At 37.1% G+C, this 24655-nt stretch carries 30 protein-coding genes; 15 read left to right on the forward strand and 15 right to left on the reverse strand.

All coding sequences use genetic code 11. The annotated features are described in order from the left end of the window. Window positions 1-29 precede the first annotated feature (29 nt). Window positions 30-299, reverse strand: coding sequence for a 30S ribosomal protein S14 (rpsN, locus tag ACFX4N_RS09780; protein WP_013057735.1), 270 nt, complete (start codon window positions 297-299; stop codon window positions 30-32). A gap of 413 nt (window positions 300-712) precedes the next feature. Here rpsN and ACFX4N_RS09785 point away from each other — a divergent pair, with 413 nt between their 5' ends. From ACFX4N_RS09785 to ACFX4N_RS09795, 3 genes are all read left to right on the forward strand, one after another. Then, window positions 713-988, forward strand: a complete 276-nt coding sequence (locus tag ACFX4N_RS09785; RefSeq protein ID WP_013057736.1) for an AbrB/MazE/SpoVT family DNA-binding domain-containing protein — start codon at window positions 713-715, stop codon at window positions 986-988. Between the two features lie 121 nt (window positions 989-1109). Beyond that, on the forward strand, window positions 1110-1571 hold the full coding sequence (locus ACFX4N_RS09790) for a DinB family protein (RefSeq protein ID WP_053487444.1): 462 nt from the start codon (window positions 1110-1112) through the stop codon (window positions 1569-1571). A gap of 182 nt (window positions 1572-1753) precedes the next feature. After that, window positions 1754-2521: a class I SAM-dependent methyltransferase gene (locus tag ACFX4N_RS09795; RefSeq protein WP_013057738.1), complete on the forward strand. Its 768-nt coding sequence runs from the start codon at window positions 1754-1756 to the stop codon at window positions 2519-2521. A 15-nt stretch (window positions 2522-2536) separates the two neighbouring features. Here ACFX4N_RS09795 and ACFX4N_RS09800 read toward each other — a convergent pair whose 3' ends face one another. Beyond that, on the reverse strand, window positions 2537-3217 hold the full coding sequence (locus tag ACFX4N_RS09800; protein ID WP_013057739.1) for an FHA domain-containing protein: 681 nt from the start codon (window positions 3215-3217) through the stop codon (window positions 2537-2539). Window positions 3218-3536: 319 nt separating this feature from the next. On the opposite strand from ACFX4N_RS09800, the gene ACFX4N_RS09805 reads away from it, so the two are divergent. Beyond that, the gene (locus ACFX4N_RS09805; protein WP_013057740.1) at window positions 3537-3671 is read left to right on the forward strand and encodes a hypothetical protein; all 135 of its coding nucleotides are present in this window, start codon (window positions 3537-3539) and stop codon (window positions 3669-3671) included. A 58-nt stretch (window positions 3672-3729) separates the two neighbouring features. On the opposite strand, the gene cobT is transcribed toward ACFX4N_RS09805, so the two are convergent. Continuing rightward, complete coding sequence (gene cobT / locus ACFX4N_RS09810; protein ID WP_029322696.1) at window positions 3730-4767, reverse strand: nicotinate-nucleotide--dimethylbenzimidazole phosphoribosyltransferase; 1038 nt, start codon at window positions 4765-4767, stop codon at window positions 3730-3732. Between the two features lie 162 nt (window positions 4768-4929). Here cobT and ACFX4N_RS09815 point away from each other — a divergent pair, with 162 nt between their 5' ends. After that, window positions 4930-5796: a YitT family protein gene (locus tag ACFX4N_RS09815; protein ID WP_013057742.1), complete on the forward strand. Its 867-nt coding sequence runs from the start codon at window positions 4930-4932 to the stop codon at window positions 5794-5796. Window positions 5797-5863: 67 nt separating this feature from the next. Continuing rightward, window positions 5864-6223, forward strand: coding sequence for a hypothetical protein (locus ACFX4N_RS09820; protein WP_192100301.1), 360 nt, complete (start codon window positions 5864-5866; stop codon window positions 6221-6223). Window positions 6224-6524: 301 nt separating this feature from the next. On the opposite strand, the gene ACFX4N_RS09825 is transcribed toward ACFX4N_RS09820, so the two are convergent. Both ACFX4N_RS09825 and ACFX4N_RS09830 read right to left on the reverse strand, forming a co-directional pair. Continuing rightward, the gene (locus ACFX4N_RS09825) at window positions 6525-6995 is read right to left on the reverse strand and encodes a GNAT family N-acetyltransferase (RefSeq protein ID WP_192100300.1); all 471 of its coding nucleotides are present in this window, start codon (window positions 6993-6995) and stop codon (window positions 6525-6527) included. A 184-nt stretch (window positions 6996-7179) separates the two neighbouring features. Continuing rightward, entirely contained in the window at window positions 7180-8349 is a 1170-nt protein-coding gene (locus ACFX4N_RS09830) for an MFS transporter (RefSeq protein ID WP_377261312.1), read from the reverse strand. A gap of 348 nt (window positions 8350-8697) precedes the next feature. Here ACFX4N_RS09830 and ACFX4N_RS09835 point away from each other — a divergent pair, with 348 nt between their 5' ends. Then, complete coding sequence (locus tag ACFX4N_RS09835; RefSeq protein ID WP_029322703.1) at window positions 8698-9261, forward strand: YitT family protein; 564 nt, start codon at window positions 8698-8700, stop codon at window positions 9259-9261. 28 nt (window positions 9262-9289) lie between these two features. On the opposite strand, the gene ACFX4N_RS09840 is transcribed toward ACFX4N_RS09835, so the two are convergent. Beyond that, complete coding sequence (locus ACFX4N_RS09840) at window positions 9290-10174, reverse strand: diacylglycerol/lipid kinase family protein (RefSeq protein WP_025751162.1); 885 nt, start codon at window positions 10172-10174, stop codon at window positions 9290-9292. Between the two features lie 188 nt (window positions 10175-10362). Between ACFX4N_RS09840 and ACFX4N_RS09845 the strand changes: the two genes are divergently transcribed. After that, on the forward strand, window positions 10363-10827 hold the full coding sequence (locus tag ACFX4N_RS09845) for a DUF4306 domain-containing protein (protein ID WP_223260182.1): 465 nt from the start codon (window positions 10363-10365) through the stop codon (window positions 10825-10827). 55 nt (window positions 10828-10882) lie between these two features. Here ACFX4N_RS09845 and ACFX4N_RS09850 read toward each other — a convergent pair whose 3' ends face one another. Further along, a complete protein-coding gene (locus ACFX4N_RS09850) occupies window positions 10883-11986 on the reverse strand; it encodes a citrate synthase/methylcitrate synthase (RefSeq protein ID WP_013057749.1) in 1104 nt (367 codons plus the stop codon). Window positions 11987-12394: 408 nt separating this feature from the next. Here ACFX4N_RS09850 and ACFX4N_RS09855 point away from each other — a divergent pair, with 408 nt between their 5' ends. Continuing rightward, entirely contained in the window at window positions 12395-13309 is a 915-nt protein-coding gene (locus ACFX4N_RS09855) for a LysR family transcriptional regulator (protein WP_013057751.1), read from the forward strand. A gap of 112 nt (window positions 13310-13421) precedes the next feature. Here the strand turns inward: ACFX4N_RS09855 and ACFX4N_RS09860 are convergent, their stop codons facing one another. Next, window positions 13422-14339: a DMT family transporter gene (locus ACFX4N_RS09860; protein ID WP_029322707.1), complete on the reverse strand. Its 918-nt coding sequence runs from the start codon at window positions 14337-14339 to the stop codon at window positions 13422-13424. A 144-nt stretch (window positions 14340-14483) separates the two neighbouring features. Between ACFX4N_RS09860 and pdxR the strand changes: the two genes are divergently transcribed. Continuing rightward, window positions 14484-15917 carry a MocR-like pyridoxine biosynthesis transcription factor PdxR gene (pdxR, locus tag ACFX4N_RS09865; RefSeq protein WP_192100298.1) on the forward strand — a complete coding sequence of 478 codons (1434 nt, stop codon included), beginning with the start codon at window positions 14484-14486 and terminating at the stop codon, window positions 15915-15917. A gap of 78 nt (window positions 15918-15995) precedes the next feature. Here pdxR and ACFX4N_RS09870 read toward each other — a convergent pair whose 3' ends face one another. The 3 genes from ACFX4N_RS09870 to ACFX4N_RS09880 all read right to left on the reverse strand — a co-directional run bounded on the left by ACFX4N_RS09870 (window position 15996) and on the right by ACFX4N_RS09880 (window position 18093). Beyond that, the gene (locus ACFX4N_RS09870) at window positions 15996-16820 is read right to left on the reverse strand and encodes an STAS domain-containing protein (protein WP_192100297.1); all 825 of its coding nucleotides are present in this window, start codon (window positions 16818-16820) and stop codon (window positions 15996-15998) included. Next, window positions 16807-17472, reverse strand: coding sequence for a cobalamin B12-binding domain-containing protein (locus ACFX4N_RS09875; protein ID WP_013057755.1), 666 nt, complete (start codon window positions 17470-17472; stop codon window positions 16807-16809). The genes ACFX4N_RS09870 and ACFX4N_RS09875 overlap by 14 nt, the downstream gene beginning before the upstream one ends. A 357-nt stretch (window positions 17473-17829) precedes the next feature. Then, the gene (locus ACFX4N_RS09880; protein ID WP_078081959.1) at window positions 17830-18093 is read right to left on the reverse strand and encodes a hypothetical protein; all 264 of its coding nucleotides are present in this window, start codon (window positions 18091-18093) and stop codon (window positions 17830-17832) included. Between the two features lie 152 nt (window positions 18094-18245). Between ACFX4N_RS09880 and ytvA the strand changes: the two genes are divergently transcribed. Further along, window positions 18246-19028 carry a YtvA family blue-light photoreceptor gene (gene ytvA, locus ACFX4N_RS09885; RefSeq protein ID WP_013057757.1) on the forward strand — a complete coding sequence of 261 codons (783 nt, stop codon included), beginning with the start codon at window positions 18246-18248 and terminating at the stop codon, window positions 19026-19028. Between the two features lie 238 nt (window positions 19029-19266). Then, on the forward strand, window positions 19267-20100 hold the full coding sequence (locus ACFX4N_RS09890) for an STAS domain-containing protein (protein ID WP_029322709.1): 834 nt from the start codon (window positions 19267-19269) through the stop codon (window positions 20098-20100). A 36-nt stretch (window positions 20101-20136) separates the two neighbouring features. On the opposite strand, the gene ACFX4N_RS09895 is transcribed toward ACFX4N_RS09890, so the two are convergent. From ACFX4N_RS09895 to ACFX4N_RS09905, 3 genes are all read right to left on the reverse strand, one after another. Continuing rightward, window positions 20137-20613 (reverse strand): hypothetical protein, encoded by a 477-nt coding sequence (locus tag ACFX4N_RS09895; protein ID WP_057273501.1) that lies wholly within the window; start codon window positions 20611-20613, stop codon window positions 20137-20139. Between the two features lie 138 nt (window positions 20614-20751). Then, window positions 20752-21228, reverse strand: coding sequence for a hypothetical protein (locus ACFX4N_RS09900; protein WP_057273502.1), 477 nt, complete (start codon window positions 21226-21228; stop codon window positions 20752-20754). A gap of 142 nt (window positions 21229-21370) precedes the next feature. After that, window positions 21371-22135, reverse strand: coding sequence for a GNAT family N-acetyltransferase (locus ACFX4N_RS09905; protein WP_057273503.1), 765 nt, complete (start codon window positions 22133-22135; stop codon window positions 21371-21373). A gap of 199 nt (window positions 22136-22334) precedes the next feature. On the opposite strand from ACFX4N_RS09905, the gene ACFX4N_RS09910 reads away from it, so the two are divergent. Continuing rightward, window positions 22335-22598, forward strand: a complete 264-nt coding sequence (locus tag ACFX4N_RS09910; protein ID WP_013057762.1) for a GlsB/YeaQ/YmgE family stress response membrane protein — start codon at window positions 22335-22337, stop codon at window positions 22596-22598. Between the two features lie 158 nt (window positions 22599-22756). After that, window positions 22757-22942, forward strand: coding sequence for an aspartyl-phosphate phosphatase Spo0E family protein (locus ACFX4N_RS09915; RefSeq protein ID WP_013057763.1), 186 nt, complete (start codon window positions 22757-22759; stop codon window positions 22940-22942). 43 nt (window positions 22943-22985) lie between these two features. Here the strand turns inward: ACFX4N_RS09915 and ACFX4N_RS09920 are convergent, their stop codons facing one another. Further along, window positions 22986-23801 (reverse strand): STAS domain-containing protein, encoded by an 816-nt coding sequence (locus ACFX4N_RS09920; RefSeq protein ID WP_013057764.1) that lies wholly within the window; start codon window positions 23799-23801, stop codon window positions 22986-22988. 350 nt (window positions 23802-24151) lie between these two features. Between ACFX4N_RS09920 and ACFX4N_RS09925 the strand changes: the two genes are divergently transcribed. Then, the gene (locus ACFX4N_RS09925; protein WP_013057765.1) at window positions 24152-24421 is read left to right on the forward strand and encodes a GlsB/YeaQ/YmgE family stress response membrane protein; all 270 of its coding nucleotides are present in this window, start codon (window positions 24152-24154) and stop codon (window positions 24419-24421) included. Window positions 24422-24655: the final 234 nt, after the last annotated feature.

Genomic DNA, 24655 nt, shown 5'->3' on the forward strand with positions numbered 1-24655 from the left:
TAAAAGCCCTCATAATGAGGGCTTTTATACTACCAGCTTGCTTTTTTAACACCTGGAATTTGTCCTTTGTAGGCCAATTCCCTAAAAGCGATGCGTGACATTTCAAATTTTCTAAGATAGCCTCGCGGACGACCGGTAACACGGCAGCGATTATTTAAGCGGGTTGGTGAAGAATCTCTAGGCAATTTTTTTAACGCTTCGTAATCTCCTTTTTCCTTCAGCTCTTGGCGTAATTGCGCATATCTCGCTACCATCTCTTGACGCTTTTGTTCTTTCACAACTTTTGATTTTTTAGCCAAACTCTTTGTCATCCTTTCGTTTTATCAATTTTTTATTTGAAATACGTAATCATTACGATTTAATTATTTTGAGCAAGTTACTTTTTAAATTTAATCATATTTTCTTCATTTTTTCAACTTGTTTGCTTCCACGCTTACATGTAGCCTACCCCCAGGCTGCTGCATAAACATAAAAAAAAATGTATGTCAAATGTAATTAATTCCTGCATCTCCTATATCATACAAAGAGCCCTACATATTCCATATTGTAGGAGGATTTGTATTTACAGATAATATTTCAATAATATTACAGTTCATTTACATATTAATAACTTCGACAAATTTAGCGGTTATCTAGTATATAATCATCTTAGAAATTCCAAAAATAATATTTTGCGTACTCAATAAAATATAAAAGTAAAGGTGATTAAAAAATGAAATCGACTGGTATTGTAAGAAAAGTAGATGATTTAGGTCGTATCGTAATTCCTAAAGAGTTAAGACGTGTTCTTGAAATAGATGTAAAAGATCCTGTTGAAATTTTTGTCGAAACAGATCGAATTATTTTAAAGAAATATGAGCCGAACGGTGCTTGTGCGATTACTGGCGAAGTATCTTCTGACAACGTAACAATCGCAGATGGCAAATTAACTTTAAGCCGCGAAGGTATGGAGTTATTACTTGAAGAGTTAAAACAACGTAATTTCTAACAAAAAGAAAAGCAGCTGCTCACATGCAGCTGTTTTTCTTTTTGTTAAAGTTTTTTCTTCGCTTTCTGAGTTTCAGATGCTATACTCAGAAGCGAAATACATAATAAAGGAGCCTTTCATCATGACAGTTGAACAAATTACTCATCACTTTTTAGCACATCGAAACGTAACTAATGAATTAATCAACAAAATTGAAGCAGGTCACTACGAATACAAGCCTGCCCCGACATCTATGTCCGCTTTTGACTTATCTACGCATATTTTAACATCTTTTTATGCATTTGCATCAGTGGTAAAATCCGGTGATTTATCTCCACTTGGTCAAAAAGCTGATTTTAGCGGTAAATCATTATCGGACCTCGCAGCTGAATATACGCAAAAAACAGTAGACGTATTACGTTCACTTAGCGAAGATGATTTAAACAAAACAATTGACACCACTGCAGCGTTTGGAAGAAAGCTTCCCGGAAGTCAACTCTTACAAATGGCCATTGACCATGAAATTCATCATAAAGGAAATTTATACGTCTACGTACGTGAGATGGGTCATACAGATCTTCCTCTATTTGTTCAGTTCGGTTAATAAAATAGTTCGTGCTTGTAAGCGCCCAAGCTAGAAGTTTGGTGCGCTTTTTCTTTGCAGTTTTCGGCATAATAAGTGAGATATATGGTATAATTCTATCAATAACTTCATATCTACTATTCAAAGCTTGTTTCTTCTTATAAAACGATAGTCATCATCTTTTACAAAGGAGGAATCACTTCATGAGTCAAACTGTTAATCAACAAAAAATTGCTCAAGTGTATCATCTTCCGTTTGTTTCTTCATTTGGAGGAAGTGCTATGAACCTTCTTTCTCCTCAAGCTGGCGAACATATTTTAGATATTGGCTGCGGCACTGGCGAATTTATTTCGCAGCTCAATAAGCTTCATGTCCGTGCAACGGGCATCGATTGCTCTGAAAATATGATTGAACAGGCTCGTCATCAGTACCCAACTTTATCCTTTGAACAGTTAAATGCCCTTAACCTTCCTTATTACGAACAATTTGACGCAGTTTTTTCAAATGCAACTTTACACGACATCCGTCCCCCTCACCTTGTCATTAAAAACATTTACAATGCTTTAAAACCAAATGGCCGATTTGTAGCAGAATTTTGGGGAAAAGGAAACATGGACGAAATTTTCACAGAAATCATTCGTCAATTTAAAACGTTTGATATCCCTTATAACGATGTAGATTTCCCGTGGTACTTTCCTTCTGTAGCTGAATATTCTTCTCTTTTGGAATCACAGAATTTTCAAGTCACCACGGCTATTCACTACAGCCGTCCCTTCTTGTTAAAAGGAGAAAACGGCTTGCGTAATTGGCTAGAAACAAATGCAGCCCCTCTTTTTGCTCACGTGACGACAGAAACTAAAAATGTCCTCATTACGCGCTTAGAAAATCGAATGCAAGATAAACTATTTCAAAATGGATCTTGGCTAGCAGAAGCTAAACATATACGTGTACATGCTGTAAAACGAGATTAAAAAATGGACGTGATTCTATTCACGTCCATTTTCGTTAAAGTGCAGCCAATATCCTTTTCCTCGAATCACTTCGATTTCTAAATATGTTCCTATTTTTTTGCGAACCCGGTAAATCAGCGCATTCAGCTCTTCCGCTGCTACTAGAATTTCTCCATTTGACTCTACTCGTTCAGGCCAAACGCTTTTTTTTAATGCTTCTTTTGAAACAAATTGATTGTTGTATTCTAGAAGATAAGCTAAGCACGCGTATTCTTTATCTGACAGAATATACGTTTCCTCTTTTATTTTTACTTTCTGCAAAATTGGATCTAATGTGTAAAATGGCTTATTTATTTGTTTTAGCAAAGGTCCTAAATCGAGGGTTGCATCCATATCATCATTTCTAAATACTAAAGCTGCCTCTTCATTTGCTAAGGTAATGACATCCTGCTCTTTCAATAAACGAGGGGTTCCAGGCTGTAACTCTTCTCCGTTTACTTTTGTCCCGTGTTTACTAAATAAGTCTGTAATGAAAAAGGCATTGCTTTCGTACGTTACTTCAAAATGCTTGCGCGAAATGTAAGCACTTTGAAAGGCCAGATAAGGCTCCCATTCTTCACTGCTTCGTCCGATAATACAGGCTTTATCTTTTGGAATAGGCACGGAAGCTCCTTCATAAAAAGGAGCACCGTTCCGAATAATCAACATACCGTTCATTGTTTGCTCACACTCTTTTTTAAAATTTTCTGACTCTTATCATGTAATTATAACACTCACATTTATTGAGATTTCTTCCAACTTTGGATAACATCATAGTATAGTCAGTTATATGATAAAGGTTGTTGCCATGTAAGTAAACCTTTAGAGCAGTCCTTTTCTAACTGAAAAAAATACGTATTCTTTGCCCTGCTGTAACGGGGATACAATTTTTTTGTAAAATAATTTGGTTTTTAGTAACTTTGACATATGTTCTCTCTTTTTAAAGCGGAGTAAAATAGGAAAATACGTGAAATATTTACATAATGGAGGAAGACCAATGGGACGTTTGCCAAAAGATAGAGAAATTCAAGCGATTAAACGACGCGTTGCACTGGTATTGTTAATTATTGGATCATTTATTTTAACAGGTGCTAGCTTTAGCATTTATTGGTTTATGATGTTAAAAATATAAGATTTTTTTATAAAATAAAGAAAAAAGACATGGTTTTGTTTCCATGTCTTTTTTAGGTTTATTCTTTCTCAGACACTCCCGCAGATTGAAACGTAGCCATATTGGCAATCATCAGTGAAGCCGAGTGCAGCAGCGGAAATGTAACAGCAGCTCCACTTCCCTCACCTAAACGAAGATTGAGGTTGAGGAGCGGTTTCTTGCCAAGAAGCTTCATTGCACACGCATGGCCTTGTTCAACAGATTCGTGACTAGCAAACATATAGTCTCTTGCTTGTGTATTGATTTCTGTCGCTAGAAGGGCTGCAACTGTACAAATAAAACCATCTACTAAAATAGGAATACGGTGAGCAGCTGCCGCCAGCATAGCACCTGTCATCCCGGCAATTTCAAGACCCCCTATTTTACTAATAATATCAATCGGATCCTGAGGGTTAATGTGCCTGTTTTGCAGCGCTTCTTCAATCACGTTCACTTTGTGGCGCAGTTGTTCATCAGAAATCCCTGTGCCCATTCCCGCAAGCTTAGAGACTTTTTCTCCTGTCAATACAGCTAAAATAGCCGTGCTTGACGTAGTATTTCCGATGCCCATTTCTCCTACAATCAAACATTTAATTCCTTGGGCAATAAACTCTTCAGCTTCTTCATATCCGACTTGAACAGCCAGTTCTGCCTCACTGCGCGTCATCGCGTCTTCTTTATAAAAACTTGCTGTCCCCAGCTTCACTTTGCGTTGTACAAGGTCCTTATGGGAAAGGTCAGAAGCAATGCCGATGTCAATCAGTTTGAACTGTGCATCTATTTGCTGACTAAACACGTTAATAGCTGCTCCTCCCTGCAAAAAATTCAGCGCCATTTGTGCCGTTACGTCTTGCGGATAAGCTGAAACTCCTTCTTTTACAATTCCATGATCGCCTGCAAAAACGAGGACTCCTGGCGGCGTGACTGTCGGAAAAACTTCCCCGGTCATGGCCGCTAATTCCACTGCTATTTCTTCGAGTCTTCCAAGGCTTCCTATCGGTTTGGTTAATGTATCAATATAGCGTGCCGCTTTTTCGCCAGCGCTTGTTTGAAGCGCTGGAATATAAACGTTTATCATATGTACAGCTCCTTTATTTCAGCAAATGTCTACCGTTTAATTTAACAGGATTTTGTTTATTCTGGCTAGTCTTTTTTAAAGTAGATAATTGGATAGAGTTCCCAAGACTTAGTTATACTAGTAAGAGTTGCGTATAGGCAGTATTTTGAAAGGAAAGATTTTATGACAACGAAACAGCACAAAAAGGAAAAGGCAGGTCGGCTCATTTATCGCTACATTATGATGTTAATTGGGGCTTCCTTGGCTGCCGTTTCTATCGAATTATTTTTAGTCCCAAATTCCGTAATTGATGGCGGTATTATCGGTATTTCTCTAATTTTAGTTTACTTAACGAAATTGCCGTTCAGTCTTCTTATCATCATCTTTAATCTCCCTTTTTTATATAGTGGATACAAACAAATTGGTCGTAACTTCTGCTTTTCATCTATGTTTGCAGTTGTTGCTTTATCCATTGTAGAATCTCAATTGCACCATGTTCCAGCTGTAACATCTGAACCGCTTCTTGCTACTGTATTTGGCGGGCTACTGTTAGGAGCAGGTGTAGGAACGGTCATTCGTCACGGCGGAGCGTTAGACGGAACTGAGATTTTAGGTATTTTATTAACAAAAAAAATCCCGTTTTCTGTGGGCGAATTTGTGATGTTTTTAAATATCTTCATTTTTGCTTGGGCAGGGTTTGTGCTAGGTTGGGAACAGGCCATGTACTCGATCCTTACGTACTATATTGCTTCTAAAACAATCGATGCGATTATTCAGGGTCTTGATGAAACAAAAGCAGCCTTTATTGTTTCAAATCACTACGAAGAGCTGTCAGATGCTATTACACATCGTCTAGGACGCGGCGTTACAAAGCTTTACGGTAAAGGCGGATTTGAAGGTACAGAAAAAGAAGTCATATACGTAGTTGTGACGCGTTTAGAAATTACCAAGCTTAAAACCATTATTTCCGAAATAGATCCGCATGCATTTACAACCATTATGGATACCCAAGAAGCGCATGGCGGCAAATTCAAATCAGCCATCCACTAACTTATACATAAGCGTGGATTTCTTTGAGCATGCTAATAGCTGACTACCCGTAAAGGAGCTCACCACAATGAAAGAACAAATGTCCAACTTATTTCACCAATTAAAACAGTCGGTTTCCGATGTATCTGATAAGTTATATGACAAAGTACATACGCTGCAATCATCACCAGGAGTGAGTGCGTTTGAACTGTATGAATGGATTAAAGAAAACCCAAGCACAAGCGTACAAAAGCAAACGCTGCTCGGGATGTCGTACTCTTTCTATACACTCCACGTAGACGGCGTTTTTTTCTATATGGAAACGAAATATGATTATTTACTTTACATGACTATTTATAGTCCAACACGTCATTATTTCACCTATCATTCTTACAGAGATTCTTTATCAACAGTGACTCCCTTGACGTTTCCTATTCCTAAATCATAAAAAGCTCCTCAATCGAGGAGCTTTCTTTATATGGTTATCTTCCTTTTCGGACTTTAAAGATAAACAGCGCAAGTAAAAAACCGCTCGTTGCAGTTACTATTTTCCACGCGTTTAAGATTGGATTTTTTTTCAAGGTCCTGCTCCTTCCTTGCGGCTATACTAAAAATAGGATGGCCGCCTTTCAAACAGCTAGTCCAACTTCCCCCTACTATTGATACGATCATCTAACATATAGCCCACCGACATTTTCATCAATTTCACTTTTCATACTATAACATATTTTTGCCATTTAGTAGAAGTCTTAAAAGTAAAAGCTGCACTTCTCTTTAAAAAAACGGTATTGAACCCCTGCATTTTCTTTACCGTTCATTTTTTGATAAAGGTTTTGAGCAACTTTATTTTCACTGCTGCACTCAGCGGTCATACCTGCAAACTCATACTTTTGAGAATAGGCAAGGCAGATCTTAAACAAACGTTCACCAATTTTATTTCCTCTGTTTAAAGGAGATACGTACAAGTCTTTTAAGATGGCTGTTTCTTTAAAATAATAGGTGCTCCACGATACGTACACCGTCGCAAAACCTACTAGCTTCCCTTCCAATTCAGCAACAAACTGGATACCATAGGAAGGATTATTCAATAAGCGCTTAATATGTAAAGTTAAAGCTTTCCGGGAAGGGGCAGGCTGCTCACAGAATTTTACTATATATTCTTGCATTAACGTAGCCAGTCGCTCTCGATCAGTTTCAACCGCCTGTCGAATGACAACCATTTAATCACTCCTTTTAGCTCAACGCTCTTAACATAATTCGATAACCATACTTTTTTTCCTTTCGTTTTCGTGAAAAGCTCCCTACTTTTACACAAGGGATATTTAAAGCAAACAACCTTATACGGCTTATGGTTGAGGAGAGAAAATACAATGTTTTAAAAAAGGTTGCAAATAGCAACCTTTTTTAGTTAGCAAGCGCATAATTTCGTAAGAATAAACCTACACAGCCGCTGATTACAATCAGTCCTCCTGCTGTTAGAAACGCCGCCGTCACATTTAGCGAAGCAACAGCTCCAAGCAGCAGCACCGAAAGCCCAAACGTCACATATGAAACGCTAAGCGTAGCGGAAAGTACCTTAGAAAGCTTTTCTAAAGGAACGGCCGTTTGTGTAAGCGTGTAAGAACACGTAGCGCTTATTTGAAGGGCAATACCAATAGCAAAACTAAGTAAAAGTGAAAGAAAAGGAGCAGGCATCACTCCGAACAATAATGTAAAGAAACCTGATAAAAGACTGCCTAATGTTACGATATGATAAAGACTTTTCTCTTGTTCAACTGAAATCTTCAACAAAACGAAACCTCCAAGAACCGTTCCAACAAAAAAACTGCTGTTGATATATCCCCACCAAGCTTCATTTTTATTTAATATCTCTTTCACAAACACGTAGACAATTGCTGATGCCCAAACGCCGGCAGCCATCCCTTCTAAAACCTCCATGACTAATAAAACCCGCAGGCGCGGATAATGCCAAATTAGCTTCCATCCCTCTTTTAACCCTTGTTTTTGCTTCGTTTTAGAAGAATGAGCGTTAATGCGAATGGACTGCATAAATACGATTGACAAACTGAATAACGAAAATGACAGCCATAAAAGGCCAGTAGCATCCCAGCTAATGATCAGAAAGCTTCCAAGCGGATAGGCTGCAATTTGAATCGTTTGAACGGTGACATTAAACATACTGTTCCATTTCAACAGCTTCTCTTTATCTACTAAATGAGGAAGCATAGAGCTTTGAACCGGAGCTGCCCACCCATCGAAAAAAGCAATAAGCGCCACGCAGCACAGCATGCTGATAAGCGACATATGCCACAAGAAAAACATAGACAAAACACTGGTTTTTAACAGCTGAGACACAACAAGAATACGCTTAGCCCTGTAGCGATCTATAAGAAAAGGCACAGTAAAACTGCTCAAAAACTTAGCAGTCGTAATGGTAAACGGAATGCATGAAAGCAGCACGGGAGAACTATTTTGAGCATAAAGAATGCTGATTAACGCAACAATATATAATACATCTGCTAAATTGGCTTGACTTTGACCAAACCATAAAAAAATTACGGAACGATTTTTCACGACAATCCCTCTTTCTTTTTAGTATGACTGAAAAGAAAGAGAATCCTACACGTAATCAACCCCTTTATATAGCGGCTTGCTTTTATCGACTTATTACAATCGTATGCTTTTTACCGAACACAACTTTTTTATATATTAAAAATACAAACAGTTAAACAGTATCGTAAAAAATCAAGAAATTGTCGTGAAAACGAAGTTAGATTAACTATAGAATATCAGAGTTATAGAATCAATACTTTTTACATAATTTTCTTTTTACTTCTAAATAACCCAAGCTTGCCATATATATAGATGAACGATTACTCCTATTAAAATTTAACGTATAGGGTGAGGAATATTTTTTCGAGAGTGGTTTCGATTTGCTGTGGCAGCTTATTAATTGGACTAGGGCTAAACGGATTTATTGCTCCGTATCACTTACTAGACGGTGGACTTATAGGATTTGGGCTTATCGTATATTATGTGTTTGGAACTCCTATCGGAATGTCCATTTTCTTTTTGAACGTACCTGTCTATTTATATGCTTTTTTTCGTCATCGTCAAAACTTTTTTTATGGAAGTATAGGTTTATTTGTTTCTTTTTTTATGACAGAATGGCTGTCTATTCTCGAAGGCACGCTGGAGCTTCCTTTGCTCTTTAGCTCACTGCTTGGAGGCGCACTCGTAGGAATGGGAATAGGACTGATGCTTCGCTACGGCATCAGTTCGGACGGGCTTGATTTAATTGCCATTATTGTATCAAAAAAATGGAAAATCAATATAGGAATAACCATTTTTATCTTAGACAGTACGATTATGATAGTGGGCTTACATATTATCGGATTTACTGCTTTTTGCTACTCCATGCTTGTTATTACGATGAGCAGCATAATGATTATGCTCTTTACTTCTCCGCGATGGCTGTCTTCATAAAAAAAACGCTGGAACTTCCAGCGTTTTTTTATCTGTTTCCGACTATCATATTTATGTGATTGTGGAGAACCGTAATCGTTGAAGGTGTCGTCGTTTCTTTTTCTCCATCACAATCTACCGTTTTTTCAGGAGTAGTTTCAATATGAACTTCTTTTGCACGAAAATGCATAAGGTTGCTTTCAGGGTTAAGCTGTTCCTCATCAGGGCTTGTTTGTAACCATGCCATAACCGGCTCGATTCCCATTTCTTTAATAACGAATACATCTAATAATCCGTCTTGAAATGAGCTGTTTCCTAGCATAGCGCGAGTTCCTCCTAAAAAGGGACCGTTTCCAATTAACACCATAACAGCTTCTCCTTCATAGGAAGCTTTTTCGCTCGTCATTTTTAATTGAAAAGGCTCTGCTTGATTTAAAGTTCTACCTACGCTCATGTAATAAGAGAGCTTACCAAATTTCTCTTTATTTTCTTCTAAAATATTTTCAGATACATCAGCTACGAGGCCGATTCCCCAAAAGTTTAAAAAATAATCTTCGCCATGTTTTCCAACATCCACTGCCTCCGTCTGCTTTTCTATAATTTGCTCCACCGCTTTTAAAGGATTTTGATTCATTCCAATTGCACGCGAAAAGTCGTTGCACGTTCCTCCAGGTAAAATAGCAAATACAGGACGTTGCTGCAGCGGAGCAAGAGCGTTGATGAGCTCATAAATTGTCCCGTCTCCTCCTGCTCCAATAATGACATCCGCTTTGCCTTCCAATTTTCTTACCAGATCGGCACCATCTCCAGGTTGCTCTGTTTTATATAAAGTAACCGTCTCAAATGCAGTGTTTAACCGATCACATATAAAGTCAATTTCATTTACTAATTTTTTGTTTCCTGCGTTTGGATTCAAAATCACTGCTGCTTTCATCTTTCTCTCTCCTCTATTCATATCTTCCGTTTCACTTTTTTTCCCTTTCTCTTTAAAAAACAAACCTTTTCAAATATGAACGTTTTATGAAACCATTCCAATAGTACTTTTTTTACTTTCAAAACCTGCTATAATAATTTTCGGACTTGTATTAACAAAAGATGGTTATTGAGAGGAGCTTTCTATACGTGTCAATAAAATGCATGACGCAGCTATTTGCAAGTTGTTTTGTTTTTTTACTTTCCTCAGTCGCTACTTGGTATAACGGCTCTTCGATGCTTGAAGGACCTTTATCAGCTAGTTTGACCGGAGGGCTAACAAAGTCCTCGGCGGTTCATCACTATTCTCACATCGATTATTTGTTATATACAATTAAATTCCACCCTCAGTTTCCAATTATGATGATGGTGAGCGGAATTTATTTGATTGTATTACTATCTATTATTGGCTTCAAAAAGCGTTATGGATTGATTAGTTCCTGCTGTTTATGTATCACAGCTCTCTTATGCTACAGCAGCTATAAACTTTCACATACCCCTACCGAAGGTGAGCACGCCATGATTACCTCTAGCTTAGCTGCAGCAAGTTTATGCTTAGCAGTCGGATTATTCTATTTATTAAAGCGATTTTATTCTCAAAAAGAATATATTTAACCATATGAAAAAAACGTCGGATCTACCGACGTTTTTTATGTGAAACCGAGTTTATTTATTGATTTTGTTCAACTGGCGTATAACCTATATACGCAGACTGAGGTCGGTAAATACGATTATTTTCTGACTGCTCTACGACATGAGCTGTCCAGCCAACTACACGGCTTGCTGTGAAGGTTGGTGTGAATAGTTCAGACGGAAGCTCAACCGCTTTCATAACCGCTGCAGCGAAATATTCTACATTGGTATAAATGCCTCGACCCGGCTTGTATTCATTGAGTAATTCAATGGTTTTATCTTCAATTTTAACAATTAAATCAAATAGCCCGTTGTCTCCTGAGATTTGTTTCGATACTTCTTTTAATGCTTCTGCTCTTGGGTCATGTGTACGATAAACGCGATGACCAAATCCCATAATTTTCTCTTTATTATCTAATTTTTTACGAACCCAAGGCTCAATATTCTCTTCACTTCCAATTTCATCAAACATGGTAATAACACCAGAAGGAGCTCCTCCGTGAAGCGGACCTTTCATCGCGCCAATTGCTCCGCAAATAGCTGAAACCATGTCAGATTCGGTAGATGAAATAACGCGTGATGAGAAGGTTGAGGCGTTCATCCCATGTTCAATTGTCAAAACAAAATATGCGTTCAGCGCAGTAACCAAACTTTGATCTGGAATTTCCCCGTTAATCATATATAAATAGTTTGCTACATGATCCAAATGCTCGTTAGGTTCTACTACTTCTAAATCATTCATTTTACGATACCAATAGGCAATAATGGTAGGTGTTACCGCTGTAATCGCAAGCGCCTGCTCTTTTGTCGGAGGCCAGCTGTATGAAGGGTCTCCTAATGCTGAGATACATGTGCGAAGCGCGCTCATCACTTCTGTATCTTTTGGCAAACAGTCCATTAACGCAACAATATTAGCTGGAAGCGTACGATGAGTCACCATTTTTTGTTTAAATGCTTTTAACTCATCATGATTTGGCAGCGTGCCGTTCCAAATTAAATAAGAAACTTCTTCAAAAGAATAATTGATCGCCAAATCTTTTGCCCAATATCCGCGATAAATCAGCTGACCTTTCTCTCCATCAACATGCCCTACTTTTGTTTCAGCTGCAATGATTCCTTCTAGTCCTTTAACGTATGTCATCTCAACCACTCCCCCAATTATTTTTAACAAACAGGCCTTTTTTCTATGTACGGCTCGTTTGCAGAATGAATAGACTCACCTTAGTGGTGCACTATACCATTTTATTCCTCTTTCTTAATTGTCAGAACAGTATACAAAATGAACATTTCAACACTTGTTATTTCTGCGCTCGCGGCTTTGTTTTACGGGAGGAAAAAATATTTTTCTAGGATTTTCTTCGAGGGTGCTTTTTTGTTAACGCTTACAAACATGCGGGTTTCTAACGTATTTAGAGGAATTTGATGTACTATTTTTAGATGAATCCCTATTCACTTCCTTATGTAAGAGTTTACATTTATTTGAATCATAAGTAAAATAGATAAATAGAATAAATAGTATGAAAACTAAGAATACTAGTGAGGAGAATTTATGGATATTCGAGAACTGCAACATTTCATGGAAGTAGTTAATCAAAAAAGTTTCACGAAAGCAGCAGCTGCAATTCACTTGTCTCAGCCAGCATTAAGTAAAATTGTAAAGAAACTAGAAGAAGAACTCGGCGTAGATCTTTTTGATCGCTCTACTCGAAAGCTGACGTTAACCGATGCAGGACAGATTGTGTATGGGCAAAGCCAAAAGCTGGTATCCACTCTTCACGAGCTGCATGCTCTGTTAGATGATTTACGGAATCTGCCTACAGGAGATATTAAAGTAGGAATTCCTCCTTTAGTAGGGACTGTTGTTTTCCCGATGATTGCAAAAAACTTTACATCAAAACATCCTCAGGTGAAATTAGAGCTTGTGGAGCTTGGCGCAAAGCGAATTGTCGAACTTGTAGAAAACGAACAAGTAGACCTTGGCATTATCGTGTTGCCTATTCAAAACCCTCTTTTTCACATCTATCCGTTTATTGAAGAAGAGTTTAATTTATACATTCATCATGAGCATCCGCTGGCAGCTAAATCAATTGTTGCTTTGAGCGAGCTTAGAGAAGAGCCGTTTGTTCTGTTCAGCAAAGATTTCTCTCTTCATGATCGCATTATTCATGAGTGCATTCAAGCGGGTTTTCATCCAAAAATAGCGTACGAAAGTTCTCAATGGGATTTGATTATTGAACTAGTTGCTTCTGAATTAGGTATTGCTATTTTACCAAAGTCCGTGTTTCCGAAAATCAATAATCCCTTTATTAAAAGTATTCCAATTGCCGCCCCTACTCCAATGTGGGAGCTCGGGATCATTTTGAAAAAAGATCGCTATATGTCATATGCTACACGAGAACTTTTGTCCTTTCTCGTCGACCAAGATATCATTTTACCGTCTCATACGATGTCAGCAAACTCTTAACAAAAAAGCCTCTTCTTTCATTAGGAAGAGGTTTTTAGTCATCTTTGATATCTTCTTCAATCTTCTTTGTCATCCGATTGACTAAAAACAAGTCAGCAAATGGCGACTTGTTTTACAGCTGCTTTTTGAATAGCACACCTTTTTTAAAATGTACTCCCAAAGCTTCACGATTGGCCATAAACACTCCTATTAAAATAAGAAGGCCTCCGCCAATAATAGAAGGCGTGATAGCTTCATTTAAGACTACATAACCGATTAACACCGCGATTAAAGGAGATACATACAACCACGTAGATGGAAAAACCGGATTTGTTTGGGCTATTAGCCAATAATATAAGCCGTGTCCAGCAATTGAACCAACAAAAATTAAATATACAATAGACCATACTGCGTTCCAAGGCATAATAGTGGAAACATGGATCTGCTCTGTACATAAAGATAGCACCAGTAGAAATATTCCCCCGTAAAACATTTGAATACCGTTAATTAAAAACGGTGATACTTCTTTTAGTTTATTTAACAAAGCTTTCGAATAATTGCTGCCTATGCCGTAAAATACTTCTCCTACTATGATAATGATACACCCTAACGTCCGCGAATAAGACATAGTGGCTGTCACATTTGGAAGTGAAATGCAAATAACACCGGTAAAAGCCAGAAGCAAAGCGAATAACTGCTCTTTTTTTAATTCCATTTTTCTTTGCATCACTTGAATAAGCAATATCATCATTGGGCCAGTAGCAGATAAAACAGCTGCAAGACCCGATGTCACATGTTGTTCTGCCCAATAGAGTGTTGAAAATGTCATAAAGGTCAAACAAAACCCTACCATCATCACTTTTTTTGAAAGTAATAACGAGCGTCGAACGTCTTTTTTATATGCAAAGTACGAGATTACTAATATTCCTGCTAAAAGAAAGCGAGTTCCAGCTGAGAAAAGTGGAGGCATTCCTGCTTCAATCCCTAATTTAATAGTTAAGAATGTCGTGCCGAAAATAAAACAGATAAGTACGTAATTAATAATAATCATATATCTTCCTCCTTTAAACATACCACGAGTATAAAAGAAAGGAAGTATAACAGTAAAACCTTGACTATAACAGTTGCTGTTTTTCCAGTTGCGCCCATGCTTATTTTGAGGTTAACTAAAGAAAAAGAATAGTTAGGTGACACAATGAGATTTAATGTACATAAAAAATCTTCTACCCCCATTTATCAGCAAATCTATGAGCAGATTCGTTATCGCATCCAAACGAGCATGATAAAACCTGGTGATCAGCTCCCTTCTTTACGCAAGCTATCACAAGAGTTAGAAATAAGCTTATTAACGGTACGAAAATCGTATCAGCTCTTACAAAAATCAGGATTAATCGTAATACAGTCAGGAAAAGGAGCTTTTGTTAAAGGGGTTACTAAACGTTCTTCCAAGGTATTAAATAATTTTTCATGGCAAGATGAATTAAACGTAAATATCACGCGCTCTCAGTATAGCTTAAATCGTGATCGTAAATATTATGATTTCTCTCAGGCTATTCTTTTCCCTCGTCTCCTTCCTAATCAGTTTTTAGCGCAAGAAATGCAAAGTCTGTTACGTACCAATGAGCTTGTTTTAGCCACATACGGTCCAATTCAAGGAGATCGTGAGCTTCGCATAGAGCTTTCTTCTTATTTACAGAGAGAGCAAGGAATAAAAGCTGATCCTCATGAAATCATGATTACAAGTGGCGCTCAGCAAGGTATTGATTTAATTGCTCAAACGCTTTTGAAGCCAGGTGATACGGTTATAGTAGAGAGTCCATGCTACGGAGCTGCAATTGATGTCTTCACCAATAAAGGTGTTAACGTCATTTCAATTGAACTAGATGAAGAAGGAATACAATCTGATTTAGTAGAAGAAGTCTGCCAAAAAATAAAGCCTTCGCTTTTGTACGTAAACCCTTCTTTTCAAAACCCTACAGGTATACTAATGAGCAGACAGCGCCGCAAAGAACTAGTTGATTTGGCCGAATTGTATCACTTTTTTATTGTTGAAGATGATTCGTTTGGAGAGATTTATTTCGATGATATATCAGTGCCTCCACCGATCAAAACGTTTGATAAAAATGGGCATGTTTTGTTCTTGAAGGGGTTTAGTAAAACCTTGGCTCCAGGACTTCGAATTGGATTACTTTATGCACAAGGTTCTGTATTTGATTGGCTATATGCGGTTAAAGCATTGATGGATATTGGTAGTCCCTTACTAACTCAAAAAGCTGTGCTAGCTTTCTTACGCACTGAGCGAATGAAACAGCATATGGAAAAGCTGAGGATCGCTTTGCAATTGAGAAGAGATCATGCAAGCGACCTGCTTTCGCCTCTTTCCGACTACGTTCAATTCCAAGTCCCTAAAGGAGGCTTCAACTTATGGTTAAAACTGCCGCAAAATGTAAACACATTCGCATTATTAAAAAAAGCCCAGGAGCATAATATTTGCTTTTTACCTGGTGAAGCTTGTTTCGTTCACAAACCTCCTCATGCTTACATTCGAATAAGCTATTCCCTTCTTAGTGATACTGATTTGAACATTGGACTTCAACGTCTTAATGCTATCCTTTCAGCTGAAATATAAAAAGAATGTTTAATTGTAAGCGAAGAAGTGTATACAGAAAGAGGAGAAGAAAGTTATTCTTTCTTCTCCTCCACTCTTTTAACTCACATTTTTATTCACAGCAATAATTTCACTAAGATTATTCATATAAATAATTTGATCACCAAACGTTCTATTTTTCAAAGCAGCCGTATGGTGAGGCTTCATGCCGATAATGTAGCATGTGATACCCATGAGGTAGAAGGACTGCATAAAGCCTGCAAAAGCTTGAATTCCTTCGGTTGTTAATATATCTAAGCCTCCAAAGTCAAATAGAAGCGTGGTGTAATTTCCTTCATGCGCAAAGTTTTGCAAAATGTACGTATTTTCAGCTACAAGATCTGTATCTAAGTCTCCAAAAAGAGGTATAAGTCCTACTTTAGAGGATAATTTAATAAAAGAAGCGGACAATTGCTTAATTTTTTGTAATGATTTTTCAAGACGTTCTTTTTGTTCAAGCAGTTCAAAATCTGTATCTGCTAATCGTTTCCGATGGTCTTGAACAAGATTCGTTAGCTCTTGTATACGTTCATCTTGGCGAATACAAACTAAATGACCTATATCACTATCCCATTGAATTAAGCATTCAAACAGTGAATAAGGCGAATCATTGGTTTGCATCACAAGCTCTACTTTCTGAATAGCCTGGCCTCGGCTTTGGACAAGCGTTTGCTCATCATGGGGTTCGTCTACCGACAGTTCTCGAGAATCTTTTTGGCGCAAGCTTAAAAACTTTCTCGCCTTTTCTTGACTAAATACGTCTACAAGATCTAAAAAATTAGCTGAAGGCTTAAATAAATGACCTGATTGTTGCGACCATTCCAAAATATTAAATTCAGTATCCACTAAAAAGTAAGGAATTGGAACATATTCAAGCATCGACATTAACTTCCACTCCTTTGTGATAACTGATTAACCAGTTATTTAGTTGGTGAAGATCCGGAATTAGGCGTGTATGCTCAGAACAGTAGGAACGGAAATCAATTTGAGAAACTAAGCGCCCTCCTACCATTACAGTTGGTCTTGGTTCTAATTTGTCCAAAGTTTTGGTATATTCAGCAAGCCTCTCAATATGATAAGGAATACTGACAGATAATCCTACCATTTGTGGTTTCCACTCCATAGCCATTTTCTCGGCGTATTCCAGAGGCAGATTGGCCCCTAAAAAGCGAGTATTCCACCCGTGTTCTTCAAACAATAAAGCCACCATCTTTAAACCAATAAAGTGCTGTTCTTGTTCCAAACATAGAAGCAGTGCCTTTGGAGCGATGTCTGAAGCGTGTCCCTGAATTTTTTTATAAAAGCGATAGCGAGTTAGCACATAATCACATGTCGTAGTGGCGACGTGCTCATCAGCTACAGAAATGATATTTTCTTCCCACATATCTCCAGTTACTCGCATTGCGGTTGTAATTAAATTTTCATAAATATCTAGGCTGTTCTTTCCTTGTTGGATTTCTTCTAGCACAATTTCCCAAGCGCTGTCTTGATCACCAGCTAATAAATAGCCTACAAATTTTTGTACTTGAGATTTCATTGTTTCACCTCAGTAAACGTAAAGCTTTTAAGAAACTTGAATAAAAGCTTCTCGTCTCTCTTTTTCAAGATCGCCTAAAATGTATACCACTTTTAGACTAACACATGTTGCCAATAGCAACAACCTAAAAATAGAATAATAACTTTTTATCTTACTACACTCAGTAAAATATGACTAGTATTTCTCTAAATATTCTCCCTTCCCTTTTATTTTTATTTAGAAAAAACACCTCGGCATTTTGTACCGAGGTGTTTTTCCAGTTGTTATCATTTTGGCTAAAAGAATGTAAGTTCGTTTCTTTCTCTTTTATGCATCTTTACTTTTTTCTACTTTCAATAGACTTTCAAACATATGTATTTATGACTCTTCTGCTCCGACCATAATACTGATAAGATAGAGCGCTGTCATAACTGAGCCGATTGTATTGCATATCAAATGAATATATTGGCTGGTCGCCATAAACAAGTATAAACTTAGCGACAGCAGCATCGTTCCGAACAAAAAAGACCATTTAAATAATGACAGTGGCCGCTTGAACTTTAGCCGCAAACAAAAAATGAGAATAAAGCCTACTAGCGCCATCACAAAGAAACTAACGTTAAATAAATTGATGGTTATCACGTTTGTTCACACTCCCTTTGCTCCTGAAACTATTATAACATATTTTTCCTTATCTTCATTCTTTCTCTAGAAGCAAACGCGTCGAAAATTGTTTTTTTGACGTGTTTATGTCACAATATTTTTATAAAAATTCCAAGGAATGAGGGAATGCATTGACTACACCTGAAGCTCAAGATTCAAAATGGTCCATTTTAAATAAAGCCCTTCATAGCTCACAATCTGGTATTATCGTGACAGACCCTTCTTTGCCTGATAACCCAATTATTTACCTCAATCAAGGGTTTTCCCTTATGACCGGCTATAAGGAAGAAGAAGTATTAGGGGAAAATTGCCGTTTTCTACAAGGTCCTCTTACAAACCCGCACCACGTTGATGAAATTCGCAGCGCTATCAGCCGCAATCAGTCAGTCTCTGTTACGCTTGTTAATTATCGAAAAGACGGCTCTTTCTTTCATAATCAGCTAACGATTGACCCAACATATATAGAAGAAGAAGATAAATACTACTTTATCGGTGTTCAAAAAGACGTAACAATAGAAATTACAGCCCAGGAACAGCTTCAGCAGGCTTTGGAAGAAGTGGAAAGGCTATCCACTCCTATCGTGCCAATAGAGGAAGGAATCTCTGTTCTTCCATTAATCGGAACGTTAAACGAACGGCGTATAGAAATGCTATTTAATAGCTTCACCGCGCGTAATACAAGCAGCAAAGATCGTTATTTAATCCTAGACGTCTCAGGATTAGCGCAATTTAATGATTCATTCGGCCGTGATATTCTTAATATTTACAATTGGCTGAAGCTCATGGGAACTCAGCTTGTTTTAACAGGAATTTCTCCTGACATGGCCATACATATGAGCACTATAGAAGATGATATGTCCTTTATTTTAGTCTATCAAAGCATTAAAGATGCCTTGCCGAAGCTAAAGCTATAAGCATAAGAAGTGGTTCTTTATGAAAAATAGTTAACATGGATGAATATGCTAGTTAAAAAATGTTTATTTTTTTATAAATTGGGTTTGAGAGTATACAGTTAGGGAAAATAAGGCGTATAGGAAAATAAATGCGCTTCATAATGGATTTATTTATAAGCATCCTCACTCTAGATCAGGGGATGCTTTTATGCCTTTATTTATAAATCAATTAGACTATACATATATAAGGAGAGTCTTCATGCATAAAAATCAGGACTTATATCATTTTTTCAAAGAACATTCTCTTCAATTAACTGAAGACTGGTACAATCAGCTCGACGATGAAAATGAGTTTTCTGTCTATTCGAGTGAAAATCCAGCAATTGTGAAAGAACTGAAGCAGCAAAATCAAGATTATTTTCAGCATTTATTTGACGTATTTATAAAGGATGAGGAGTATTTTTTTTCAGATTTTCAGCAGTGGTCGATAGAACTAGCACGTGATCCAAAGCATTTAAGTACGCCTCTTCACTTTATTATTCGAGAATATTTTAATTCACAAAAAATTGTCGTTAATTATTTAAAGAAGTTTATCTCTTTGCATTCGAATGAGGTAAGCGTAGATAAGATATTTATGTGGTATGACATTATTGTTAAAGCTTTTGATCTATCTATTTATATCTTTATTCAAGAATATCATAAAAATACGCAAGAACAGCTGAACGCTCAGAAAGAGTTAATTAATGAATTAAGTTCTCCTGTCATCATGCTTCAAAACAAAGTTGCACTTTTGCCTCTTGTGGGGGATATTGGAACGGTCAAAAGTCAGTTTATTTTAGAAAATACGCTTCAGCAATGCTCGGAAAAAGGCGTTGAACATTTATGTATTGACCTGCTCGGTGTAGCTACGATTGATACGATGATGGCACAAGAGATTTTTAATTTGGTAAAAGCTCTTCGTTTAATTGGTGTGCAAACAATTTTATCTGGAATTCGACCGGAAATTTCTCAAACTGCCATTCGCTTAGGGCTTTCATTTGAACATGTTAAAACTACTTCTTCTCTTGCACAAGCACTTAATTCTATTAGTTAAGCACATGGCTCTCTATTACAGTATAGAGAGCCATATCTATGGCGTTTCAAATTTTACTGGAGTATAGTAGACACGCCCGATTAACTTTTTTCCTTTGCTATCTTTCCAGTCCGCTACGAGTATATACCGATCACTGCGAGAGGTAGAATCTACTGTAATAGCAGATGTTTTTTTTATGTCCTTTTTTTCTACTATGTTTTCGTAAATAGACTGATTGCGAATTTGTTTGTAATAAAGCGCATTAGGTTTTTTACCATCTATTTTAATGGACACTTGACCACCTTGAGAGACGGGAATACTATCTTTCATAACAATTTGTCTAAAATTTTTTCGTTCGCCAAAATCAGCTTCACATTCGGTCCAGCAAAAAAATAAAGGCTTGATGATGGCTTCTTTGCCTTCCGCTATTATTTTTATAGCGGGTGGATAAGGATCTTCAAGCGTTTCAGCTGTAGGAACCTGACATGCGGCTAATGAAAACAAACTAAATAGAATAACCACCACTTTTTTCATACTATGTCCTCCCTTTTTTGTAAACGTGGTGCACGTAAGTGAGTGGGTGCATAGTATACTCTTTCGCCTGCAACCAAAAGATTCCTTTTATAATCAACAAAAAAACAGCTGCCTATTTGTTTAGACAGCTGTTTTTTTCTATTTACTTAGCATGCTTATTTCTTTTTTCATATCTTTTTCTACATATTCCATTAAATCAGATACGTAGGTTTGAAGCGGTTTTGTTGCGTCTTTGTGATCATTCATCGTTAATTCATAAATGCTATCGATATTATCAATCATCAGTTCCATATCATCGATGACGCCCGTATGCTTATACATCGTTTTCATCGTAGGATCAAGGGAAGCTAATTCATTATATTCATAGTTTATAGTATTTGAAATATCATCGAGTTCATTGATAAATTGCTTTTTGTTTTTTTTTTCGGCCATAAGCTGATTATACTCTTTAAAAGCAGTTTGAAGGTTTTTCTGAGAGGCAGTCAATACTTTCAGCTGTTCTCGTCCTAAATAATAATCATAAATACTAGTAACAGTAAAATATCCCCCAAATGTGAGCGCGATTCCGATAACCAAACCTATCCAAAACGTGCTCGTTTTAAAAAAATGTTTCATAATGACTCCTTTTATCTGTGTTCTCTGTACAACACTAGCTCATGCTGCTGCTTTTTCCTAGGATACACCAAAAACGAAGTGGAAGCTACACTTTTTTAAAAAATTGTCGAAATTTGTCTCTTTTCTCACAAACCGCAGCACATTATGTTCTATCTCTATTTCTCCATCTATATACATCAAATTCGTTAACCGCTGTAAAACCAAGTTTTTCATAGGCTGGCTTTCCTGCATTTGTAGCATGCAAAATACACGTATCCGCCTGTTTTTTTGCTTCAGTAAGAACTTCCTTCAAATATGCGGTGGCCAGGCCTTTTCTCCTCATATGTCTAGCTGTAGTGATACAATACAAACCCGCTGTACCGTCATAAAAAAAGAGAGATCCAGCTACAGCTGGCCGGTTGTGATAAAGGCCCAGATATAACTGATATTGGTCAGTGTGCTGCATAAGCTCCCTAAACCTTTCAAGAAAGTCAGCTTGATATTCTTTTGGTTTTTGATAGCCGTCTATGTATACTGTTATCCATTCTTTCAATTCAGCTTCTGTGCGCACTCGTTTACATTGAAACCCTTCTACTCCTGTATGTATGTATTCTTTTTCTTGAATGTGCTGAATCATTCCAATCCATTTTTCATAAGGAACAAATCCATTTTTATGAAGAACTGGACCAAGGTTATCATATGAAGATGGACCAACAATCCATAGAGGTTCCTCCCCTTGCGGAGAGCATATTCCTAACGCAGGCTCAATGTGACGGGTTCCTGCATATATCCCCCGATTGTAAGGAGATGCAGAAATCCATTTAATTTCTGACGTATCCACTTTCACAGATTTCTTCGTATGCTGAAAATACATCCAGTGCTGAATCAAGTGCTGTTCTACTACCTCGCTTTGATTTTTTATTTTCACTTTATGTCTCCCTTCTCTTCTAAACTATGTTCCTTTTTCTATTATATACTAGTTAGTCTATTTTCTATGACTCTATCGCAGTTCTTAAATCCTTTTACAAGTTTTTTTTATTTTTTTTTGCTATTCTGTGAATAGTTTTCTTTTAAGTGGGGTATTAACCTATATAAGCAATACATCATTAAAAAGGAGGATGATATTTATGTCATTTTTATGGGCACTTATTGTAGGTGGTATTATTGGGTGGCTTGCCGGATTAATTACGGGAAGAGACGTTCCAGGGGGTATTATTGGTAACATTATTGCCGGTTTTATCGGTTCTTGGTTAGGTTCAGCTATCTTTGGAAGCTTCGGACCAGTTGTAGGTGGATTTGCTATTATTCCTGCTATCATCGGATCAATCATCTTAGTGTTAATCGTAAGTTTCATTATGAGAAAAATGCGTGGTAATCATAAACATGCCTAATAAATTATTATATTAGAAAAAGAACCTCTGTTGAAAAAGAGGTTCTTTTTTTATATGAAAAATTCTTAAAATTTACTATTTTTAATTTCATAATATTGAAAAATAAACCTCTTAATGTTAATTTAACCATAATCACTATAGAAAAAAGAGGAATTAACATGCTGCTTTCAACCCACTCAAAAGACAAATCCATGTACCAAATACTAATAGAAGAAATCGAACAGACACGAACGTTAATGATTCAAACGGCTGTCCGTGAAGGAATGACAAGTCCTAACACACTTCAAGTTAGTCAATCATTAGATGCTTTATTAAATAAACTTCAAATTTTCTTCTACCAATAAAAGCCCGTGAGTATGTAACCATATCAGGGGCTTTTGTGTTGTATTAGTCCGCTTGATTAACGTATTCCACTGCTTGGTGAAGGCTGCTGAAAGTCGTAATGTCAGCCAAATCTAACCCTAAGTTCACCATCGTCTGAGCAATTTCAGCGCGAATCCCGCTTAAAACCACTTGAATTCCTAATAATCTTAAAGCACCGATTACTTTAAAAATTTGGTCCGCTACCATCGTATCAATAATTGGAACCGCGTATAAATCAATAATCAGCCAATTTAGCTTGTAGTCGCTGCCGTGTTGAAGCGCATTTTCCATTAAAATTTGAGCGCGATTTGTATCTAAATCGCCAACAAGAGGAATCACGCCAATTTCTTTCGTAATGCGTACCACAGGAATTGAAAGTTCATCAATTGCATAGCGAGCGGATTGAATTTTGTTTGCAAAGTCCGTCATATATGATTTACTAACCCAGTGTACAGCCTTGTCTACTACTACGTTGAAACGAGAAATAACTTGATAGAAGGCATCAAACGTAAACGTCTCAGCTTTTGCTTCTTCTTTAATAATTTCTCCGATAACATTTCGGTAATAGCTGATTTCTTCTAATGCTACATCCAACGGAAGCTGAAGGACAACGAGTAAATTCGCTACTTCTCTTCCCCATTCCTCAAGTACTTCAAAGTTTTTGGTATCATTTGTTGAGACAGAATCAGCATATATTTGAATTAAATGAACGCGCCACGGTTCTAGTTGTTGTTGAATATCTTTTTCTTCATATTTTTTTTGTTTTGAGAACTCTTCTTTTTTTTCTAAAATTAAATTCGTAATGTGTTTAAGCTTTTTATCTAATAATAATGACTCCATATTGTTCTCCCGTTAAGAATTTGTTTACTTAAAATGATATCACAAATACCGTTAAAAAAAGTAAAACTAAGGGAAAAAGCTTTAAAAAATGAACCGGATGTCCCCTTTTACGAATAGAATGAGCTAAATTGAATCTAAAACGTACACGAGCTGAACTTCTCTCCTTCATTTTATCGTTACTTTCACAGTGGATTCTCATACATAACTCTTCAATTTAATGTTGGGCTATCTTAGCATATATGATAAATAGATGAAAAAATGTAAAAGGGTATGCAGCAAGCATGTCGCATGACAAAGTGTGTTTTAGGAAAGACTGAAAAGGAATTCCCTATAAAAAGGAGGTTAGGTATATGTCATTTATTTGGACGCTTATTGTTGGAGGACTTATCGGCTGGCTTGCCGGTGCGTTGACAGGACGAGATGTTCCAGGTGGAATTATCGGAAACATCATTGCCGGGTTTATTGGAGCATGGTTAGGCTCTCTAATTTTTGGAGATTTTGGTCCAGAGATTGGCGGATTCGCAATTGTTCCTGCTATTATTGGTGCTGTTATTTTAGTCTTAATTGTGAGTTTTGTTTTACGCAAAATGCGCGGAAATAATAATCATCGACATGCCTGAATAAAAAAGAGAAATCAGCGTCTTGATTTCTCTTTTTCCCTTACTTCTTATAGCAAAATGTTTTAACAATGAACCTACCTGTAAGTGTAACTCTTTATTGCTACATTTAAAAATGGCTGCTTGTCACCTCTCACATTTAATACTTCTACACCCTCATATCAAGCGCGTTAGTAAGGAGCAGCCCTGTGCCTTCGAGATCATCAAGCATATCGGTGAAGGTAGCTCCAATATGAA

This window comes from Priestia sp. YIM B13551, from assembly GCF_042787905.1.
Taxonomy (GTDB): domain Bacteria; phylum Bacillota; class Bacilli; order Bacillales; family Bacillaceae_H; genus Priestia.

Coding starts and splice junctions, on each gene's coding strand:
- ACFX4N_RS09925 (WP_013057765.1), top strand. CDS start 24,152: ATGTCATTTATTTGGACGCTTATTGTTGGAGGACTTATCGGCTGGCTT.
- ACFX4N_RS09855 (WP_013057751.1), top strand. CDS start 12,395: ATGGATATTCGAGAACTGCAACATTTCATGGAAGTAGTTAATCAAAAA.
- ACFX4N_RS09785 (WP_013057736.1), top strand. CDS start 713: ATGAAATCGACTGGTATTGTAAGAAAAGTAGATGATTTAGGTCGTATC.
- cobT (WP_029322696.1), bottom strand. CDS start 4,767: ATGATAAACGTTTATATTCCAGCGCTTCAAACAAGCGCTGGCGAAAAA.
- ACFX4N_RS09900 (WP_057273502.1), bottom strand. CDS start 21,228: ATGAAACATTTTTTTAAAACGAGCACGTTTTGGATAGGTTTGGTTATC.
- pdxR (WP_192100298.1), top strand. CDS start 14,484: ATGAGATTTAATGTACATAAAAAATCTTCTACCCCCATTTATCAGCAA.
- ACFX4N_RS09890 (WP_029322709.1), top strand. CDS start 19,267: ATGCATAAAAATCAGGACTTATATCATTTTTTCAAAGAACATTCTCTT.
- ACFX4N_RS09790 (WP_053487444.1), top strand. CDS start 1,110: ATGACAGTTGAACAAATTACTCATCACTTTTTAGCACATCGAAACGTA.
- ACFX4N_RS09870 (WP_192100297.1), bottom strand. CDS start 16,820: ATGTCGATGCTTGAATATGTTCCAATTCCTTACTTTTTAGTGGATACT.
- ACFX4N_RS09850 (WP_013057749.1), bottom strand. CDS start 11,986: ATGACATACGTTAAAGGACTAGAAGGAATCATTGCAGCTGAAACAAAA.
- ACFX4N_RS09805 (WP_013057740.1), top strand. CDS start 3,537: ATGGGACGTTTGCCAAAAGATAGAGAAATTCAAGCGATTAAACGACGC.
- ACFX4N_RS09795 (WP_013057738.1), top strand. CDS start 1,754: ATGAGTCAAACTGTTAATCAACAAAAAATTGCTCAAGTGTATCATCTT.
- ACFX4N_RS09875 (WP_013057755.1), bottom strand. CDS start 17,472: ATGAAATCTCAAGTACAAAAATTTGTAGGCTATTTATTAGCTGGTGAT.
- ACFX4N_RS09820 (WP_192100301.1), top strand. CDS start 5,864: ATGAAAGAACAAATGTCCAACTTATTTCACCAATTAAAACAGTCGGTT.
- ACFX4N_RS09895 (WP_057273501.1), bottom strand. CDS start 20,613: ATGAAAAAAGTGGTGGTTATTCTATTTAGTTTGTTTTCATTAGCCGCA.
- ACFX4N_RS09840 (WP_025751162.1), bottom strand. CDS start 10,174: ATGAAAGCAGCAGTGATTTTGAATCCAAACGCAGGAAACAAAAAATTA.
- ACFX4N_RS09860 (WP_029322707.1), bottom strand. CDS start 14,339: ATGATTATTATTAATTACGTACTTATCTGTTTTATTTTCGGCACGACA.
- ACFX4N_RS09815 (WP_013057742.1), top strand. CDS start 4,930: ATGACAACGAAACAGCACAAAAAGGAAAAGGCAGGTCGGCTCATTTAT.
- ACFX4N_RS09915 (WP_013057763.1), top strand. CDS start 22,757: ATGCTGCTTTCAACCCACTCAAAAGACAAATCCATGTACCAAATACTA.
- ACFX4N_RS09920 (WP_013057764.1), bottom strand. CDS start 23,801: ATGGAGTCATTATTATTAGATAAAAAGCTTAAACACATTACGAATTTA.
- ACFX4N_RS09800 (WP_013057739.1), bottom strand. CDS start 3,217: ATGAACGGTATGTTGATTATTCGGAACGGTGCTCCTTTTTATGAAGGA.
- ACFX4N_RS09910 (WP_013057762.1), top strand. CDS start 22,335: ATGTCATTTTTATGGGCACTTATTGTAGGTGGTATTATTGGGTGGCTT.
- ACFX4N_RS09825 (WP_192100300.1), bottom strand. CDS start 6,995: ATGGTTGTCATTCGACAGGCGGTTGAAACTGATCGAGAGCGACTGGCT.